Raw genomic sequence first — 18,165 nt, 5'->3', positions numbered from 1 at the left:
TTTAAATATACTGTCGCTTTTTTTATCAAATGATCCGTATTTTTTATTAATTTGACCTTTTAAAACTTATTCTGAAAATGCAGATTTTATCAGACTCAATTGAGGACTATATTTCAAAGATTCCTGAAGAAAGACAAGACGCTTTTAAAAGGCTTTTTGATACCGTTCATATGAATCTACCGGAAGGTTTTGAAGATACCGCCAGCTATGGAATGGTAGGCTGGGCGGTTCCCTTGAAAACTTATCCTGCAGGCTATCATTGTACTCCAAATACTCCTCTGCCTTTTATCAACCTTGCTTCACAGAAAAATTTTATAGCGCTTTACCATATGGGGCTGTATGCAAGACCGGAGCTTCTGGATTGGTTTGTCGCTGAATATCCGAAATATTCCAAGAGAAAGCTGGATATGGGTAAATCATGTATCCGCTTCAAAAAAGTGGAAGATATCCCTTTTGAATTAATTGCAGAGCTGAGTAAGAAAATGAGCGTTGAAGACTGGATCGGTTTTTATGAATCTCAATATAAGAAATAAAAAAAAGCTCTGAAATCTATTTGATTTCAGAGCTTTTTTTATGCTGGAAGCTGGAGGGTCGAAGCTGGAAGTAATCTTTGTGTTTAAAAATCACTGGTCATCATTTGATGATAAGTAATTTGAAGAGCTCATGAAATGGTGATACATCTATCTAACGGCTTCCAGAAACTTCCATCTCCCATCTTCGAGCTTCTCTTCTAAAAATCAATATCCCAGATTCCTGCTTTACGTTCAAGCTCAATTAAAGCGGCTGCATTATCTGCAAGAGCCTGGTAGTAATCTTTTCTTATTCCATTATAGGTTCTCTGGGCATTCAGTACTTCCAGGATAGAGCTTTCCCCTCTTCTGTAACTGTACGTAATTCCGTCCAGTATACTTTTCGCTTCTGTGAGCATTCCATTATGGAACTGTTTTACCTGCTTTTGGGTAGCCGTATACTGCTGGTAGGCCTGCATTACTTCAGCTTGTATGCTTTGTTCAATCTGTTGGTACTCAACTTTTGCCTGGGAGTGGGCCATTTCGGCTATTTTCAATCCTGCATTTCTTTTGTTGGAGAACTTCAGCGGGATACTAAGGCCTAGCTTTACTGCATTTACAGTGGGCGAAGGAGCTATTTCATTAGTCGCTTCCGTGTGGCGTTCTGCACCGGCATTGATTCCTAAATCGATGCTCCGGTTGGCCTTTTCTAGACTGATCTGACTTTTGGCAACCTGGGTATTTTGTTTGGCAGCCAATATATCCGATCTTTCATTTAATGCGTGGATAATAAGGTCATCAATACTGAAATCCCGGTTGAAGGCATTAAAATTTCCGGCAACATCTCTACCTGTCATTTTATTGTCACTCAGGAATATGGATAGATTAGTTAATGCTTGTTGTTCGGCACTCTCGGCCTGATATACTTCGTTGAGCAAGGACGCTGCTTCCAATTTACTCTGCTTTGAGGTGACCAGTGATATGGTTCCTAAGCGGTACCGGATGCTGTCAGACTTTGCCAGCTGCAGTATGTTTTTATAGGAATCCTGCTGTACTTCCAGAAGAGCTTTAGACTTTAAAGCATCCACATAACTTAAGCCGGCATCCGCCCGAAGGTTTCTGAAAAAATCCAGCAGCTGTATTCTGCTCAGTTCCGACTGGCTTCTCGCGAGATTGACTCTGGCTTTTCTCTTGCCACCCAGTTCCAGCGTCCAGCCAATGGATGTTCCGTAAACATAACCCATATCTTTTCCCACACCATTGTTGGTGGTTTCCATTTCCAACTGCGGATCGGGAAACATACCGGCAGTCTGAATCGCTGCTTCAGCCATACTTACATTGTATTTTTGGGCCGCATACCCGAGATTTTTCTTTCCGACAAGACTTAAATATTCTTCAAAGCGGATCACTTCTTTTTCTTGTGCTTTTACCATATCTGTCATACACAGAAATGACGCAGATAATATGATAAAATATAGATTAGTTTTCATGTGTAGGGATAAGTGCTTCATCTGATTCCAAATTTTGTTTTTCGTTGCGACGTTCAGCCATAAAATAAATAGCAGGCAGAACAAACAGGGTTAAAATAGTAGAGAACATCAATCCGTAAACGATTACTGTTGCCAGAGGCCGTTGTACATCTGAACCGATTCCTGTAGCCAGTGATGCAGGGAATAATCCGATTACCGCAACTGTTGCTGTCATCAATACCGGTCTGAAACGGTCTTTTGCTCCTTTGATCACCGCAAGTTTCAGATCATACCCTTTCTTACGAAGATCATTGATATGGGAAATCATGATGACCCCATTCTGGATGGCTACCCCGAACAAGGCAATAAAGCCTACGGCGGAAGACACATTAAGGGACATCCCCCGAATATTGAGAGCGAGCATTCCTCCGAATAGGGCCAGTGGAACAATAGACATCAGAACCACTGCCTGTTTGAAATCCCCAAATGCACCATATAATAACAGGAACATAATAGCCAATGCCAGCGGAACAATAAATGCCAGCCTGGAATAAGCCCTGTTTTGATTTTCGAACTGTCCGCCCCATCTGATCTGGTATTTTTCGTGGTCATACTTAATGTCTTTTTCAATCTTATCCTGAGCTTTTTTCAGGAAAGAAGAAAGATCGGTCCCTCTTAAATTCAGCTTTACGGTAAGATGTCGCTTATTCATTTCCCGGGTAATGGTACTTTCACCGGTGCTTAATTGTACCTCTGCTACCTGTGATAAAGGAATTTTGGCTCCTGAAGCTGAGGTAAGCATCAGGTTTCCTATTTTATCCGGGGTATCCCGGCTGTCTTCCGTATAACGACAGGAGATGTCGTATACCTTATTCCCAATAAAGATTTGAGAAATTGCTTTTCCTCCCAGTGCCACTTCAATAAGATCTGCTACATCTGCTACATTCAGTCCATATTGAGCAATCTTGTCTCTGTCTGCGATAATCTGCAGCTGAGGTAATGGTGGTTCCTGGTCAATAGCAAGGTCAGCTGAACCTGGAATTTTATTCAAAGTGGATAACACATTTTCAGCAATTCTCCTGGTTTCCCTGAAGTCTTCTCCATATACTTTGACGACCAGTTCACTGTGGGCTCCGGAGATTTTATCCATTACTCCGTCGATCATTGGCTGTGAAAACCCCACGGTAAACCCCGGCATATTTTTATAATCTGTAGCCAGTTCTTTAATCAGGTCTGCTTTTGTTTTTCCGGATGGCCATTCGCTGTAAGGTTTTATTCCAATAGAAACTTCAAAGTGAGAGGCCGTCCATGGATCGGTACCATCGTCATTACGTCCTGCTTGAATCATCATGTAGGTAATTTCCTTATGTTTCAATGTACGGGCACGAAGGGTATCACTCATTTCTTTGGATTGGGCTAAAGAAATACCGGGAGGCAGTTGTACCTGCAGCCATATAGAGCCTTCATCCAGTTCAGGAAGAAAATCTTTTCCTACGGTATAGGAAAGAATTCCGGCGGATAATAGGACGATGCCGACCGGTATAATAACTTTTTTAGGAGCCTGCATTATCTTTTCTATTCTTTTTCCATAGGCGGCACTTATTTTTTCCAGCCATTTGTTGTGATATATTTTTTGGGGTTTACGGTAGATCACATAAGCCAGCCCGGGAATAAGGAGTAATGCTACGGCAAGCGCACCGAATAAGGCGTAACCTACCGTGAATGCCATTGGGGTAAACAGTTTTTTCTCTACTCTTTCAAAGGCAAACAGAGGAAGATAAGCGGTAATGATGATGATTGTAGAAAAGAAAATAGGCTTAGCCACTTCAATCACCCTTTGGGTAATGGTTTTTTCCTCCAGGGCCTCTTCCGGATTTTCTTCTCTTTTTTTCAGGATGGTTTCCAGCATTACAATGGCACCGTCTACAATAATTCCGAAATCAATAGCTCCTAATGAAAGAAGGTTGGCAGGAATATCTGTAAAATGCATTAAGATAAAAGCAAACAATAAAGAAAGCGGAATGGTAATAGCGACCAATAAAGCCCCCCGCCAGCTTCCAAGGAATACAATCAGTACAATAATAACCAATACAATTCCTTCGGTAAGGGTGTGGGATACGGTGCTGAGGGTTGTTTTTACGAGATCCGTTCTATCCAGGAAAGCATGGATTTTTACACCGGGAGGAAGAGTCTCATCATTTAATTCATCAATGGCCTGATGAACACCTTCCAGCACCTGTGAAGGGTTTTGTCCTCTTAGTAAAAGTACGATTCCTTCCACACTTTCAGAATAATTGCGTTTTCTGTCGGTATAGCCAAGGATACCCTTTCTTTCCAGGTTTCCGTATTTTAGATTTCCTACATCATTTAAGAAGACAGGAACCCCATTTTGGGTTTTTACCACAATTTTTCCAAGGTCATTTAAATCTTTTACCAGGCCTATCCCCCGAATGACATAGGCTAGATTTCCACGGGGAAGCATACTTCCTCCGGCGCTGACATTGTTTTTAGAGATGGTTTCGGTAACTTCAGATAATGAAAGTCCGTATTGTTCAAGTTTATGAGGATCCAGTTCGATCTGAAACTGTGTGGTAATTCCCCCGAAATTGGTGACATCAGCAATTCCTGAAACCTGCTTGATACGTGGAATGATCACAAATTTTTGTAAATCCGTAAGCTCCCGTAAGCTGTGGTTGTTGCTTTCAATAATATAACGGTACACTTCACCGATAGGAGAGGTAAGAGGATCCAGTCCCGGCTGTGCACCGTAAGGAAGCGTCACATCAGCCAGTCTTTCCTGGATCCGTTGTCGCGCCCAGTAATCGTCTATTCCGTCATCGAAAACCATTGTAATAATGGAAAGCCCGAAGGTACTTTTACTTCGCATGACATGCATTCCCGGAAGCCCGTTCAGAGATCGTTCCAGGGGAATTGTGATTTGTTGTTCTACCTCTTCGGCAGCCAGTCCCGGAACCTGGGTCACCACCTGTGAGGTTACATCGGCAATATCCGGATAAGCTTCTATGGATAATCTGGTCCAGGAATAATAACCAAAGAACCCCAGTAAAAGGAAGAGAGCGAGCATGAGCCACCTCTTTTGTATAGAGATTGTAAGTAATTTCTTCATAATTCTTGATTTTTGTATAAAATGTAAAGCAGGGTATGATGTATTTGTGCTGAATTGTATAAAATGAAATTGTTCAAACTTTTCCTAAGTTTTTGAAAATCTCTTATTTTTTTATATGAACTTTTTATACCGTATTATTTTACACTAACTTACGTGAACCAGCGTGTTTAAAATAAAAGCTTTTTGGTTATAAAATACTTTATACGTTTTACATTATATATTTTATATTATTTTGCATCCAGCATATAAATTCCGCCTTCGGTCATGATCGTTTCCCCAAGCTTTAATCCCGAGATGATTCTTACTGTGTTCTGGTTGGTTTCCCCTGTTGTCACTGATCGTTTGGTAAATTGATTTTTACCTGTTTTTACCCATACATACTGGGAACTGTCTTGCTGCATTAAAGCAGTAACGGGAATCATAATCGTTTTTTCAGGAGTTGTTGAAAAGTTAACGGTAGCATACATGCCCGGTTTTAATTTTCTGTCAGGATTATCACATTCAATGAGTACTTTTATACTGCGGGTATCTTCATCTACGATTTCATTGATATGATATACTTTTCCGGTAATATTCCTGTCAGGATAAGCACTTATCTTTACATAAACATGATCTCCGGTATTGACAAAACGGATGTCTTTTTCTTTTACATCACCGGAAATCCACACTTTAGACAGTTCTGCAATAATAATGACAGGATCGGCATCTCCTTTCAGATATTGCCCGTTAACAATCTTGTTGGAAATAACTTCTCCGCTGATAGGAGCTCTTACAATAAGAGGGCTTCCTATTCCGCCTCCTTTGCTGTTATATACCTTCAGGGCAGAAGAAGCGTTGGAAAGTGAAGTCTTTTTATTTTTAAAATCTGTTTCTGCTTCATCCAGTTCTTTTTGAATACCTACCCCATGTTTTACAAGATCTTGTTGACGTCTGTAGTTTTTCTCTGCAAGCTGTACATCATTCAGGGCATCTGTATAATCTTTTTGAACTGAAAAGTAATCTGAGGAAAGGATCTCAAAAAGAGGGCTGCCTGCTGAAATATTTTGTCCAAGCTGAATAAAAGATTTTGTAATCCTTCCGGAAAATGGGCTCGCAATTTCTGCATAATGATTGGGAATTGCCTGGATGGTTCCAGCTGAAACTATACCGTCGCTGTGCTCCTGTCCGGTGATCACTTCAGTTTTTATTTTTTTGAAAACAGGATTGCTTTCCGGAACAATGACATTATTTCCTTTTACCAGGAGATCGTGATCCTGAGGGGCTTCACTTTTAGAATCTTTACAGGAGGTAATAGAGGCTAAGAGGACTATTGTTAAGATTGTTTTTCTCATATAAAATGTTTATAATCAGTAATTTAATTTTAATTTGCTTTTTTATTAAATATTTGCATACTCCTGTGAGAATACCTGACAGATAAGGAAAATAACTCAGGGGTAACGGTTGCATTTTCAGATATGAGGCCATAGGGGTGAAGGGTATCAGAATTCTTTATGGCTTCGGAATTCCTGAGTAAACCTTATAACAGTACTGAACAGAAGCATGATCGAAATAATAATGCTGGTGCTGAAGTCTTTCTCGTCTCCAGGAGCAAGGATCCCATCAATGAACAAAGAGATCACGGCGATGCTGCCAGGATATAATTGAAAGGATTAAAAAAAGAATGAGCAAACTGTTTCAGCCATGAAGATGCCCTTTGGGTAGCAATTTCATTCTTACCGTAAATTTTCAGACGATCCTTTACCGTGTTCCCGCTGAGTCCTTCTTCTGAAGTTTCCAGCATAGCACAAATCATTTTTTCGTTCTCTGCAGCCGCTTCTTTTAATTTGACAAGAGCTGCTGAATTGAGATTTTTGTGGGAGGATTTTTTTACCATTGCTTCAGATGTTGTTTTACATGTTATAAATCATTTTCAGTACCTATAATTTCCCAGCTTACTTTGATGACTTTATCTTCAATGGTTAGTCTGCTGGCTGTTTTTTCCATACAACTGTCCTGTGGAGTAGAAGCTTGAACTTCTGCTGTAATGATGGCATTTTCATGAACATTGTTGTCATCACTGGTAAGGGATTTCAGTAATATTTTATCATTTCCGCTTAAGGACTGCATCAGCTGTACCCGGATGTGGTTTTCCACCTCACTTTTACAGGTAATACGGATCAGGTATTCGGTATAATGATTTCTGTTGCTGATCGTGTCGCCAAGCCGGAGACCCAATGGGCGGAGAATGATGTGGGTGAAGATGATAAATCCGCTGGTAATGGATGCTTCAAAGGAGAGTCCAATGGCACTGAGAGCTCCTACAGATGCCGAGCACCAAATGGTAGCAGCAGTATTGAGTCCCCGGACTGTAAGCCCGTCTTTCATGATAACGCCGCCTCCTAAAAAGCCAATGCCGCTTACAATATAAGAGGCTATTCTGCCTGTCGCATCGCCTCCGATCCTGATGGAAAGAAGAACAAATGCTGCAGAACCAAGGCATACCAGGGTATTGGTGCGGAGACCTGCACTTTTTTGACGCCATTGTCTTTCGAAACCAATACCAGCGCCCAGCACAAATGCAGTGAAGAGCCGGAGGGTAAATTCTAATGTATTCATAACCTTTCTGTTTATGGCATTCAGCCGGTATCCAGAAAGGGTATACAGCTGAATTTTTAGTTGTTGTAATAATGTGAAGGATCGGTATCCATAGGGGTTTTTATTTGTTGCAAAGGTATTCTACCTTTGAGAGAGAAGCTGTTAGAAAAGCTTTAGAATATGATTAGAAAATCATTAGAGCCAATGCAATTGGGTGTTTTGAGATCAAATGGGTATTGGGTAGTATCAAGTATATGAATTGCACCTGTCAAAAATTTACACAGCAGTTTGGATCTGAAATGGGCTGTCAGGCAGGCGAAAATTTAAAATACAGGGATTAATGGAATGTCAGTCTCTGGAAAGCCGACAGGAAAATTATCATTGATTAGGTCCTGGTAATAAGTGAAATCTGTATCCATTTTAAAAGCCAAAATTTCAATACATTTGAAGGCAGACTATTTTGCATGATGGATTTTTGTAGTTTATAATAAATGTAATAAGAGTTTGTTCAATCCCGGGGACTTCTTCCCAAAGTTTTTTGAATTAGATATTTTAGAAATGAAAAAATCAAACATAGCGATATCTGCCACACTTTTGTCTATCATCTGTGTACAGGGAGGAGCATCTATTGCCAAGCAGCTTTTTCCTGCTATAGGAGCTATAGGGACCGTTACTTTAAGGATTGTACTTTCTGCTGTTTTGCTGACATTGATTAACCGTCCGAAGTTTTTGCAGTTTACCAGACAAAAATGGCTGTATTGCGGAATGTATGGAATAGGCCTGGCAGCCATGAATCTTATTTTTTATATGGCAATTCAACGGATTCCGTTAGGTTTAGCGGTTACTGTAGAGTTTGCCGGACCTTTATTTCTTGCCTTGGCATTGTCCCGTAAGTTGCTGGATGTATTGTGGGCGTTATTAGCCTGTGCAGGAATTCTGCTTATCGTTCCGTGGCAGAGTAATAATATAGATTTGGTAGGGCTGGGGCTAGCTTTTCTTGCCGGTATGTTTTGGGCTGTTTATATTGTAATGGGAGGAAAAGTCGCTAAGATAATGGATGGAAAAGACGCCGTTACTACCGGAATGCTGTTTGCAAGTCTTGTGATCATTCCTTTTACTTTGTGGGATGGTGCTGTTTTTAACCTTACTCCTTCTATTTTTGTGAAAGGACTGGGAGTAGCAATTCTCTCGAGTGCATTGCCGTTTTCGTTGGAAATTATGGCTCTGAAAAGACTTCCTGCAAAGACTTTTAGCATTCTGATGAGCCTTGAGCCGGCATTTGCGGCCCTTTCAGGATTGGTATTCCTGGCCGAAAAATTAACTTTTTTACAATGGATTTCTATTCTATGTGTGATCACGGCCAGTATAGGAACTACAATTTTCAGTAAAGTTTCTAATGATTGATCCCATCAAATATGAGTGTAAAAACAGTCTCATTATTGTCCGAGACTACTGTTATTGCAGCATTATGGAGATGAATGATTTTCTCAGTGAGGAAAAGTCCGATTCCATATCCTTTTTCTTTTCTGGAGGTTTCGCTTCTGTAAAACGGTTCAAAAATATGCTGTAAATCTTCCTGGGAAATACTGACCCCTGTATTGGCAAAACTGATATGAAGCTTCTGAGCGCTCACTTTTACCTCTATAGAACTCGTATGCTCAGGCGAATATTTGCAGGCATTATCAATAAGGTTGTTAAAAGCCACCTGCAGCAGGTACTCATTTCCCTGTATGATCAGTTGATGCTCTTCCACGGCATCTTCTATATTCATGGAAACCTTATAAACTGAACTCTCTTTTGTTATTTTGGTGTAAGATTCGAGAAGGATTTCATCAAGGCGTATTTCAGAGAAGCTGATTTCATTAGGATCGTAGCTGGCCTTGGCCAGATCCATTAAGCTGTTCGAGAGTTTGGCCATATTACGGGCATCATCCAATGCACATTGAACAGTTTGCTGATACTCTTCCTTAGTCTGTTCTTTTTCAGAAGCCAATTCCAGCTCGGTAATAATAGCGGATAATGGAGTTCGGAGCTCGTGGGAAATATTGGACACAAAATGTTTCTGGGCTTCAAATGAATTTTCAAGCCGTTCTAACATTCCGTTAAAATTTTGAGCGAGTTCATTAAGTTCATCTTTTTCCCCGGTAGTTTTTAAGCGTAATTGTAATTTCCCGGCTGTAATTCTTTTAATTTGGCTCACCATTTCGCTCAGAGGGCTCAGCGTTTTTTTGGAAAGGAATATTCCTGCCAGATAAATTAAGATCAGAATGCTGATGAAAGCAATCATACTGATGGTCAGGAGATGGGTGAGATATTCATAGCCGTACTTATCATAGGAGGCTGCTGTTACGGCATAGGATTGCCCTTTATAATGGTAAACCATCCCAATTACCTGCAGGTCATCCAAAAAGAAGCTAATTTTCTTTTTTTGGAAGATCTGTGCCAGCATTTCCTGGTTTTCCTTTACATAATCTACCTTAGCATCGTCATGATAAATAAGCTGGTCCCTGGAATTATAGATGGCGACCTGCACTTCATTGAGGGTTCTGTTGTTGTTTTTGTACAGCTTATGCATTTCCTGCTCGGGCAGGGAACTTCGGAAAAATAAGTCAGCTTTGGCAATGGCTTCGTTCTGCAGTTCGCCGTAAAAAGACTTCTCTCTGGCTTCTTTTGATGAATAATAAATCGAAAAACTGTAAATGCCTAAAAGCATTGCAGTGATCAGGGTAAAAAGGAGGGTAAGCCTGGTTCTTATTTTCATCCTTATCGGTTTAGCTTTACGCTGTGATTACTGTATGAAGCCTGTTTCGTAGTCTTTTTTCAGAATAAATCCCATGCCAGCTTTGGTATGAATAAGCTTGGTTTCAAAATCTTTATCAATTTTCTTTCGCAGATAATTAATATACACGTCAATAAAGTTGGTTCCGGTATCAAAATGGGTTTCCCATACTTTTTCAGCGATTTCACTGCGGGAAAGAACCCTTTCAGAATTTTCCAGCATGAACTTCAGCAGATTGAATTCCTTAGGGGTTAATTTGATCGGGACATCATCCCTGTTAACCGTTTTCTGCTCGAGATTCATTTCAATGCCTTCATATTTCAAGACGAAAACATGCTGCTGTTTCTGCTGCGAAAAGCGCTTGAGAAGAACTTTGATCCTTGCCACCAATTCGCGCATTTCAAAAGGTTTGGTCAGATAATCATCTGCCCCTGCATCAAAACCTTCCAGTTTATCATCTGTGGTTCCCAACGCGGTAAGCATAATTACCGGAAGATTGGGTTTTAACGTTTTTATTTCACTGCAGAATTCAAGGCCGTTTTTTTTAGGAAGAATAATATCTGTTACCACCAGATCAAATTCTGTCTGTAATGTCAGTTTCATCCCTGTAATTCCATCATAGGCAATCGTAACTTCAAATTCAGATTCCTGAAGTCCTTTAGCAATAAGTTTTGATAGCCTGTCGTCGTCTTCAACTAATAGAATATGTGGCATAAGAATTTTGGAATGTTGAGTTGGTATGAAGAATTCCTGCAAATGTAATGATTTCTATTTTGTAATTTTGGCAAAGAAATAATATTTGGATGCCTGGATTTAAAATGTCTTTTAATAAAAAAACCACGATGGCCGGAAGTGTATTCCTATTGATTCTATTGCTGGTCAACTGCAGTTCTTATCAGACATCACTCCTGAAAAACGGAGACTTACTTTTTGTAACGGCGAAGCAGACCGGACTTTCCGGAGCAATCAATAATGTTACCCAGAAGCAAAAAGCGGCTTCATTTGATCATATAGGCATGCTGGAAAAAGACGGCAAAGAACTTTTTGTATTGCATGCGGCCCCTCAGGGAGGCTCCCAAAAACAAAGATTTAAGGAATTTATCAGAGATCAGGAAGAAGATGGTCAAAAAATAGTGGTTTACCGTTTGAAGCCTCAATATCGGAAAGCAATTCCGCCTGCCATTCAAAAGGCTAATCAAATGCTTGGTAAGCCTTATAATTTCAACTATATCCTGGATGAAAACTCCTATTACTGCTCAGATTTTATTGAAAGAGCATTCAGGCCAGATCATATCTTCAGATTGGAACCGATGACCTTTATGGATCCAAAGACAGGAAAAACTAATGTGTTCTGGGAAGAATTTTATAAAAAGAAAAATCTGAAAGTGCCGGAAGGTGAACCTGGCTGTAATCCCAATGGGCTGGCGGGTTCAGATAAGCTGGAAAAGATAAGGGTGATATCAAAGAATTTATCTCTTCCTATTTTAATAGATCTTAATGATTCTTTCAAAATAAAATACAGTTTTCTTGCTCCTATAATCTGGGCATTTTGATACGGATCTTTTCTACCAGCTCTACAACCTCAGAGGCCTTGTCTCTACAAGCTGCTGTACGTTTGATACTTCTATAATAGACTTGTCTATTCCACCCTAACAATCCACAAGTAAAAATCAACGTTTCTTTCTCTTTATTGCGGAAGTAATTGACTGCTCGGGTGGAGAGTTTTTTCGAATATCAATATGGTATTCTTTCTCGGCAAGATCGATCATCATACCAAAAAATATAGCTTTTTTATCAGCAATATACGCCTGTTTTTCTAAAAAGGCTTTCTGTTTTTCAAGAAGCTTTACTTCAGCTTCTAGTTCCATAATACGCTGTTCCGGTGTTTTTTGCATGGCATAAGGTCTTTGATTTTCCCAATCAAAGTTACCATATTTTCTAAGCCAATTCAAAACCGTAGCATGAGATTGTATCCCATATCTCTTGCGACAGTCGGTAATGGTGCATTCTCCCGATTCAATTTCTTTTACAATTTGAAGTTTTAAACTTAAACTATAATCTTTCTGGGTACGCTTTATGTAAAGCGAGTTTAAATGTTCTTTCATAACGATTCTTTTTTTTTGTATCGCTATTTCAGGACTAGACATTATCGCGGGTGCTATGATTCGCGATAAAATGCGACAGGTTCTGTCGCCCTGCGGATATATCTTTGCTACATAGAAAAATGATAAATTATTAAACTTAAAAAGTAATGAAAATACAGAACCGTTCCGGCTAAAAAAATGATTCCCGCAGATCCCAATTTAAAAATATGGGGTTTTTACGGATTGTAAAAAACAGACAAATACAATAAGTTGGCAAAATTTAAAACCAATTTAAAAATTAGAAAAATGAAAAAAATTTATTTCAGTGCACTGAGTCTATGTGCATTTATGGGCTATTCCCAACAAACTGAGATAATCTGGCAACGAGACATCAAGTCCTCTACTCAGGATTTTTTAAGTCAGGTTACGACCACCCTTGACGGTCAGTACCTCATCTCAGGAAGTTCCATTCAAACAGGTAAGCTACAAACTTCAGACAGTAAGCAGAATAATGGTTTCGATTATCATTTGATAAAACTCAATCAGCAGGGAGAGCAGGTCTTTGAAAAATACTTTTCCGGAAATAACCATGACTTTCTTACATCTACGGTAAATACTGAAGATGGCGGATTCCTACTTTCAGGGACGAGTTTCTCAGGGAAAAACGTGGACAAAAAGGATGATTCCAAAGGATCATCTGATTTATGGCTTGTAAGGATTAACGAGTTTGGGGACGAAATCTGGCAGAAGACAATCGGAACTCAGGCAGATGAAGAGGCAAGATCAGCCATTCAAACAACGGATTTAGGATTCTTTGTTGCGGGTAATGTCCAGAACTCTGCTAAAGGTTATGGTTCCAAAGATGTCTTAATAGTAAAACTAGATAAAAATGGAAAAGAACAATCCCAATTAATTTTAGGCGGAAAGGCGAATGATGAGGTAGAAAAAATGATCCCGACAAAAGACGGCGGTGTCTTACTAGGGATATACTCACGAAGTGGTATCGGAGGCTCAAAAAAGACCGAAAATTATGGCGAAGGTGACTATTATATCATCAAATTGGATAAGAACAATAAGATCGAATGGGAAAAGAATTTCGGTGGAACAGGTGACGACCATTTAAGAACTCTCGCCTTAACCTCATCAGGATATATAATTGGTGGTGAAAGCCGTTCAGGTCGAACAGCTAATAAATCAGTAGGAATCGAGGAAGGAACAGACCTTTGGTTGATTTTTTTAAATGAAAAAGGAGAAGAAATCCGGCAGAAATCCTACAATTTCGGAAATCGTGATGTACTGATGGGAATGAGCGTTTTGCATAGTTCGGACGATAAGACCTCGAAAGGCGTGTTGATCGGTGGCTACACTCAGGCGGAAGGGAGAATAGAAAATAACGACGAGACGTTTTGGCTACTCTATGTCAAAGAGGATGGAAACGAAGAATGGCGTAAATACATTAAAGGCGAGTCGAAAAAACGTGAAGAGCGGTTATCAGATATAAAACTCAATCGGGATGGCTCGATCATTCTAGCAGGAACCAGTGCAAAGGAACTCGGAAAAGAGAACTGAAAGATTGTAAAGCTTGGAGATAAACAAATCGATCAGTTAATAGAAAAACAGGATATTAAAATTTATCCTAATCCGGTATCAGATTATGCTTACGTTGAAATTGGATATAATTTCTCAGATGCAGAAATTTTGCTATATGATATGTCAGGTCGCCAACTGCAAAACCTGAAAACCAAAAATAAGGTAACCAAAATTAATACTCAGCCTTTGATTCAAGGAGCTTACCTCATCACTATAAAAACGGATACGAATAAAACGGCTAACGCAAAACTCATCAAAAAATAATAAACATAAATTATGAAAATAAAAATTTTAACGCTTCTTTTAGGCGGTATGCTTTATGCACAGTCGGGAGGAACAGGAGGCAGTAATCAGGATAAATTTCTCCCGAATATTACCCCTCCATCCCCGCAGGCAGGTACACTGGGAAATTACGGGAATGTGCCTGTGGGACTCTTTACAGGCACAGCTAATATTTCTATCCCTTTATTCGACTATAAGACATCGGGTATTAGTCTTCCGATCCATCTTTTTTACGGATCGAACGGGACTAAAGTTGATGATATTTCGGGAAGTTTTGGTCTCGGCTGGAACCTGAATTTCGGCGGGGTCATTACAAGAACTGTAAGGGATCTTGCCGATGAATCACAGCAGGGAATCGATATTCCTGATAGTGCCAATGGCGGGTATGGCAATGCTGTTGCTGCTGCTTTTTTCAGTTTAGCAGGCAGTTCTTCTGCTGATACAGAACGGGATTTATATTCATTCAGCTATAATGGTAACTCAGGTAAATTTGTGTTTGACAAAAACGGAAATCCCATACTTTCAGACCAACAGAAAATAAAGATTGAAACCCTTTCTAATCTACAGGGTTTTATCATCACGGGAGCAGATGAGGTGAAATATTACTTTACTGAAGTAGAGCAAACTATGTTTAGGAGTATAGGAGCCGGACATTCTGCACCGGACATTTATCCTACAGCATGGTATTTAACAAAAATTGTCCATCCTTCGGGTGATGAGATATATCTTACGTATGAAATTAACAATTATGAGTATACGGCTTCAGAATCACAGAATATGTCGTTTTCCTATCCCGTCATGCAGGTAAGCTGTGGCAATACCATCTATTCAAAAACGGCGGAAATCAGTGGAATAGTTTCTCATACCATGAGGGTTGTCGGGAAGAAAATTTCTAAGATAAGCAGTAATAACCCTGTATATGGAGAAATACGGTTTACCTACAACTCAGCTACGGATGCCGAGTTAACGTCAGGAGCCTATAATAAAATAGTGTCCATATCACAATATGATAAAAACTCCAATCTGATCGATCAGGTTAATTTTAACTACCTTTCAACCACAAACAACAGGACTTTTTTACAAGGATTAACATTTAAAGAGCCTGGTAAAACCTATGGCTTTGAATATATAAATCCGAGCGTATTTCCTGCAAGGCTATCGAGAAGTCAGGATCATTGGGGATATTTCAACGGACAGAATAATAACAATATTGTTCCTTTAAATTTATCCGGTTACGGACTTGAAAACATGAGTTATTCAGGGGCAAACAAAGAACCTCAGCCGAGTTTTGCAAAAACAGGAATGCTGAGTAAAGTCATTTACCCCACAAAAGGATACACAGAGTTTGATTATGAAGGAAACGACTATTTTGGAACAAGGACAATTCAACCCCCACTGGCGACAGAGTTTGTTGAGGTGTCGGGCGGAGAAAGCCAGTTTGGGGTATCACAGGAAAAAATAATAAATAATGGGGTACAGCAATATGTAAAAATTACAGGATCAGCAAGTTTTAATCCTTCATGCCCTCCAAATAGTGATGTAGGGAAAAGCAAAGGATTTTTAACTGTTACCCGTGTGGAAGATAACACAGCGGTACAGTTGTTGGTATTATCGCAATACGGAACCTATATCCCTGCTTCAACGAATCAGCTTTTATCAAGCCAGAGTACTTATTATTTCAATGCAGAACCAAATAAAACGTACAAAGTAAAATTAGCCACTTCGTTTGAATGTACCAATTCATCGGTTGCCATTACCTATAGAAAAGGGCTTCCCCAGACAGTTGAAGAAAACATTATTACAGGAGGTATCAGAATAAAATCAACTCAGGACAGAGAAACGGGCACTGGTAATAGTATTTACAAAAGATATTTTTATGCCAAAAAGAATTCTTTACAAAAATCAAGTGGTGACAAAGGGGCTACACCCGTTTATTATGATCTTAAAACAATCCGAAACAATTGTGATGCAGGTCAATGTATTTATTATGACACAACCGATATGATGGTTAATTCCAGCAGTATGCTGTCATTATTTGATACCGGAAATTCAAATTGTTATTACAGGGATGTTACGATCAGTGAGGGAGGTGATAACTTTGAAAACGGAGGTGAGACAAAATCTTTTCAAATCACCAGAGATTATATAGGGAATCAGGTTCTGGGAAACAACACAATATACAGCTCAGCATGGACAAATTTTGGATATAATAACGGACAGGAATTAACATCTGAAATATTTGATAAAACCAAAACTCCGTTAAAGCAGGTTATAAGTGAATATCAATTGGAAGATGCTTTCAATAAGGAAGTAAAATCATATGCTGTAAGAAAGAATTTTGAATTAATCTGCGGAAACAATACGCTTCATTTCTGCACACAGTATGAAACGCAGAATTATCCCGCTAATCCTTGTTACGGAAAATCGCAAGGAACTCAGGTCTATTTGCCGGATGTCAGCAATTTGGATGTTATGGAGTACAAGCATATTTCTTATTGGAATCATTTAAAATCACAAACCACAACAGAGTACTTAAACGGAAACCCAGTTACAAGCCAGACCGAATATTTTTATAATAATCCTTCTCATTATCAGTTGACAAAACAGAAAACCACAACAGCAGATATATTACCTGTTATCAATGAAACCAACTATAGTTATGCCCATGAAAAAGGCAATCAGTTAATGATCGATAAAAACATGGTTGGAATTCTTTTGGAAAAGACAGAAACCCAGACAACCGGAAGTGTTGCGAAAACCATTGATAAAACAGAAACAGTTTATCCGACATTATTACCTACAGCACAAGCCGGAAGCTTCGTATTGCCATTATCTGTAAAATCTTATGATACACTCAATACTACCTCATCTACAGACGTAACCTATGATAAATACGATGATAAGGGGAATATTGTCCAGTACACAGAAAAAGACGGAACACCTGTAACAATCATTTGGGGGTATAATAAGACAGAGCCGATTGCAAAAATTGAAGGAATGACCTATGACCAGATTTCGGCTTTATCTACAACTTCAGCGATTATCTCGGCTTCCAATGAGGATGCTACAGATTCTACAAAAGAAGGTTTGTTATTAACTGCACTAAACAATTTTAGAAAGGAATCGACATTATCAGGAAAGAAAATCACGACCTATACGTATGATCCGCTAATCGGGGTAACAAGTATTACACCGTCTACAGGAATCAGGCAAATATTTACATATGATTCGGCAGGAAGGCTGAAAGATGGGAATATCAGGTTAAAGAATACTTCAGGAGCAGATATGATAAAAACGGTTAAAAAGAATAATTACCACTACAAATAATAATCACAAATATGAAAAAATATAGTATCACAAAAATAGTATCATTTCTCGGCTTGATGGTGGCAGGAATGAGCTATGCACAATCCAATGATAATTATGTACAGTCCACAACCTGTCTAAATGATGATTGTTCCAAAAAATCGGAAATAATAACCTATTTCGACGGACTGGGACGAGCAAAACAAATTATCAATGTTAAAGCTACACCAACAGGTAAAGATTTAGTTACGTCCGTTACTTACGACGGATTCGGAAGACAGGGAAAAAATATTTTACCTGTTCCGGTGGCTACGCAAAATTCATTAATTCATTCGGGAATTACCAATGAAAGTACAGCTAACTCTTATTATGGAGTTTCCAATGCCTTTACAGAAAAAGAAATTGAAAATTCACCGTTAGACAGGGTTTTATAGCAGGCTAATGC

General features: G+C 39.3%; 15 protein-coding genes. 7 read left to right on the top strand and 8 right to left on the bottom strand.

The window, feature by feature from the left end:
- Positions 1-77: 77 nt before the first annotated feature.
- Positions 78-533 carry a DUF1801 domain-containing protein gene (locus MUW56_RS05925; RefSeq protein WP_292012325.1) on the top strand — a complete coding sequence of 152 codons (456 nt, stop codon included), beginning with the start codon at positions 78-80 and terminating at the stop codon, positions 531-533.
- A gap of 197 nt (positions 534-730) precedes the next feature.
- Here MUW56_RS05925 and MUW56_RS05920 read toward each other — a convergent pair whose 3' ends face one another.
- The 5 genes from MUW56_RS05920 to MUW56_RS05900 form a co-directional block, all read right to left on the bottom strand.
- On the bottom strand, positions 731-1,999 hold the full coding sequence (locus tag MUW56_RS05920) for a TolC family protein (protein WP_292012324.1): 1,269 nt from the start codon (positions 1,997-1,999) through the stop codon (positions 731-733).
- Positions 1,989-5,105 carry a CusA/CzcA family heavy metal efflux RND transporter gene (locus MUW56_RS05915; RefSeq protein ID WP_292012323.1) on the bottom strand — a complete coding sequence of 1,039 codons (3,117 nt, stop codon included), beginning with the start codon at positions 5,103-5,105 and terminating at the stop codon, positions 1,989-1,991. Before MUW56_RS05915 ends, MUW56_RS05920 begins: the two co-directional genes overlap by 11 nt.
- A 227-nt stretch (positions 5,106-5,332) precedes the next feature.
- A complete protein-coding gene (locus tag MUW56_RS05910) occupies positions 5,333-6,436 on the bottom strand; it encodes an efflux RND transporter periplasmic adaptor subunit (protein ID WP_292012322.1) in 1,104 nt (367 codons plus the stop codon).
- Positions 6,437-6,720: 284 nt separating this feature from the next.
- Positions 6,721-6,978 carry a cation-transporting P-type ATPase gene (locus tag MUW56_RS05905; RefSeq protein WP_292012321.1) on the bottom strand — a complete coding sequence of 86 codons (258 nt, stop codon included), beginning with the start codon at positions 6,976-6,978 and terminating at the stop codon, positions 6,721-6,723.
- Between the two features lie 23 nt (positions 6,979-7,001).
- Positions 7,002-7,700, bottom strand: coding sequence for an MgtC/SapB family protein (locus tag MUW56_RS05900; protein ID WP_292012320.1), 699 nt, complete (start codon positions 7,698-7,700; stop codon positions 7,002-7,004).
- A gap of 537 nt (positions 7,701-8,237) precedes the next feature.
- On the opposite strand from MUW56_RS05900, the gene MUW56_RS05895 reads away from it, so the two are divergent.
- A complete protein-coding gene (locus MUW56_RS05895) occupies positions 8,238-9,083 on the top strand; it encodes a DMT family transporter (protein WP_292012319.1) in 846 nt (281 codons plus the stop codon).
- Here the strand turns inward: MUW56_RS05895 and MUW56_RS05890 are convergent.
- Complete coding sequence (locus tag MUW56_RS05890; RefSeq protein WP_292012318.1) at positions 9,073-10,440, bottom strand: ATP-binding protein; 1,368 nt, start codon at positions 10,438-10,440, stop codon at positions 9,073-9,075. The genes MUW56_RS05895 and MUW56_RS05890 overlap by 11 nt on opposite strands.
- Positions 10,441-10,467: 27 nt before the next feature.
- Positions 10,468-11,172: a response regulator transcription factor gene (locus MUW56_RS05885; RefSeq protein ID WP_292012317.1), complete on the bottom strand. Its 705-nt coding sequence runs from the start codon at positions 11,170-11,172 to the stop codon at positions 10,468-10,470.
- 104 nt (positions 11,173-11,276) lie between these two features.
- On the opposite strand from MUW56_RS05885, the gene MUW56_RS05880 reads away from it, so the two are divergent.
- Entirely contained in the window at positions 11,277-12,011 is a 735-nt protein-coding gene (locus tag MUW56_RS05880; protein ID WP_292012316.1) for a YiiX/YebB-like N1pC/P60 family cysteine hydrolase, read from the top strand.
- A gap of 117 nt (positions 12,012-12,128) precedes the next feature.
- On the opposite strand, the gene MUW56_RS05875 is transcribed toward MUW56_RS05880, so the two are convergent.
- Positions 12,129-12,563, bottom strand: coding sequence for an IS630 transposase-related protein (locus tag MUW56_RS05875; protein ID WP_292012315.1), 435 nt, complete (start codon positions 12,561-12,563; stop codon positions 12,129-12,131).
- A 285-nt stretch (positions 12,564-12,848) separates the two neighbouring features.
- Between MUW56_RS05875 and MUW56_RS05870 the strand changes: the two genes are divergently transcribed.
- From MUW56_RS05870 to MUW56_RS05855, 4 genes are read left to right on the top strand one after another with little or no spacing between them, the layout of a single operon-like run.
- On the top strand, positions 12,849-14,111 hold the full coding sequence (locus tag MUW56_RS05870; protein ID WP_292012314.1) for a T9SS C-terminal target domain-containing protein: 1,263 nt from the start codon (positions 12,849-12,851) through the stop codon (positions 14,109-14,111).
- A gap of 3 nt (positions 14,112-14,114) precedes the next feature.
- Positions 14,115-14,396 carry a T9SS type A sorting domain-containing protein gene (locus MUW56_RS05865; RefSeq protein WP_367118561.1) on the top strand — a complete coding sequence of 94 codons (282 nt, stop codon included), beginning with the start codon at positions 14,115-14,117 and terminating at the stop codon, positions 14,394-14,396.
- A gap of 12 nt (positions 14,397-14,408) precedes the next feature.
- Positions 14,409-17,741, top strand: a complete 3,333-nt coding sequence (locus tag MUW56_RS05860) for a hypothetical protein (protein WP_292012313.1) — start codon at positions 14,409-14,411, stop codon at positions 17,739-17,741.
- An 11-nt stretch (positions 17,742-17,752) separates the two neighbouring features.
- Positions 17,753-18,154, top strand: coding sequence for a DUF6443 domain-containing protein (locus tag MUW56_RS05855; RefSeq protein ID WP_292012312.1), 402 nt, complete (start codon positions 17,753-17,755; stop codon positions 18,152-18,154).
- Positions 18,155-18,165: the final 11 nt, after the last annotated feature.

It is taken from the genome of Chryseobacterium sp. (assembly GCF_022869225.1).
In the GTDB taxonomy this organism is placed as follows: Bacteria; Bacteroidota; Bacteroidia; order Flavobacteriales; family Weeksellaceae; genus Chryseobacterium.
This window is presented reverse-complemented; position numbering and strand designations above follow the sequence as displayed.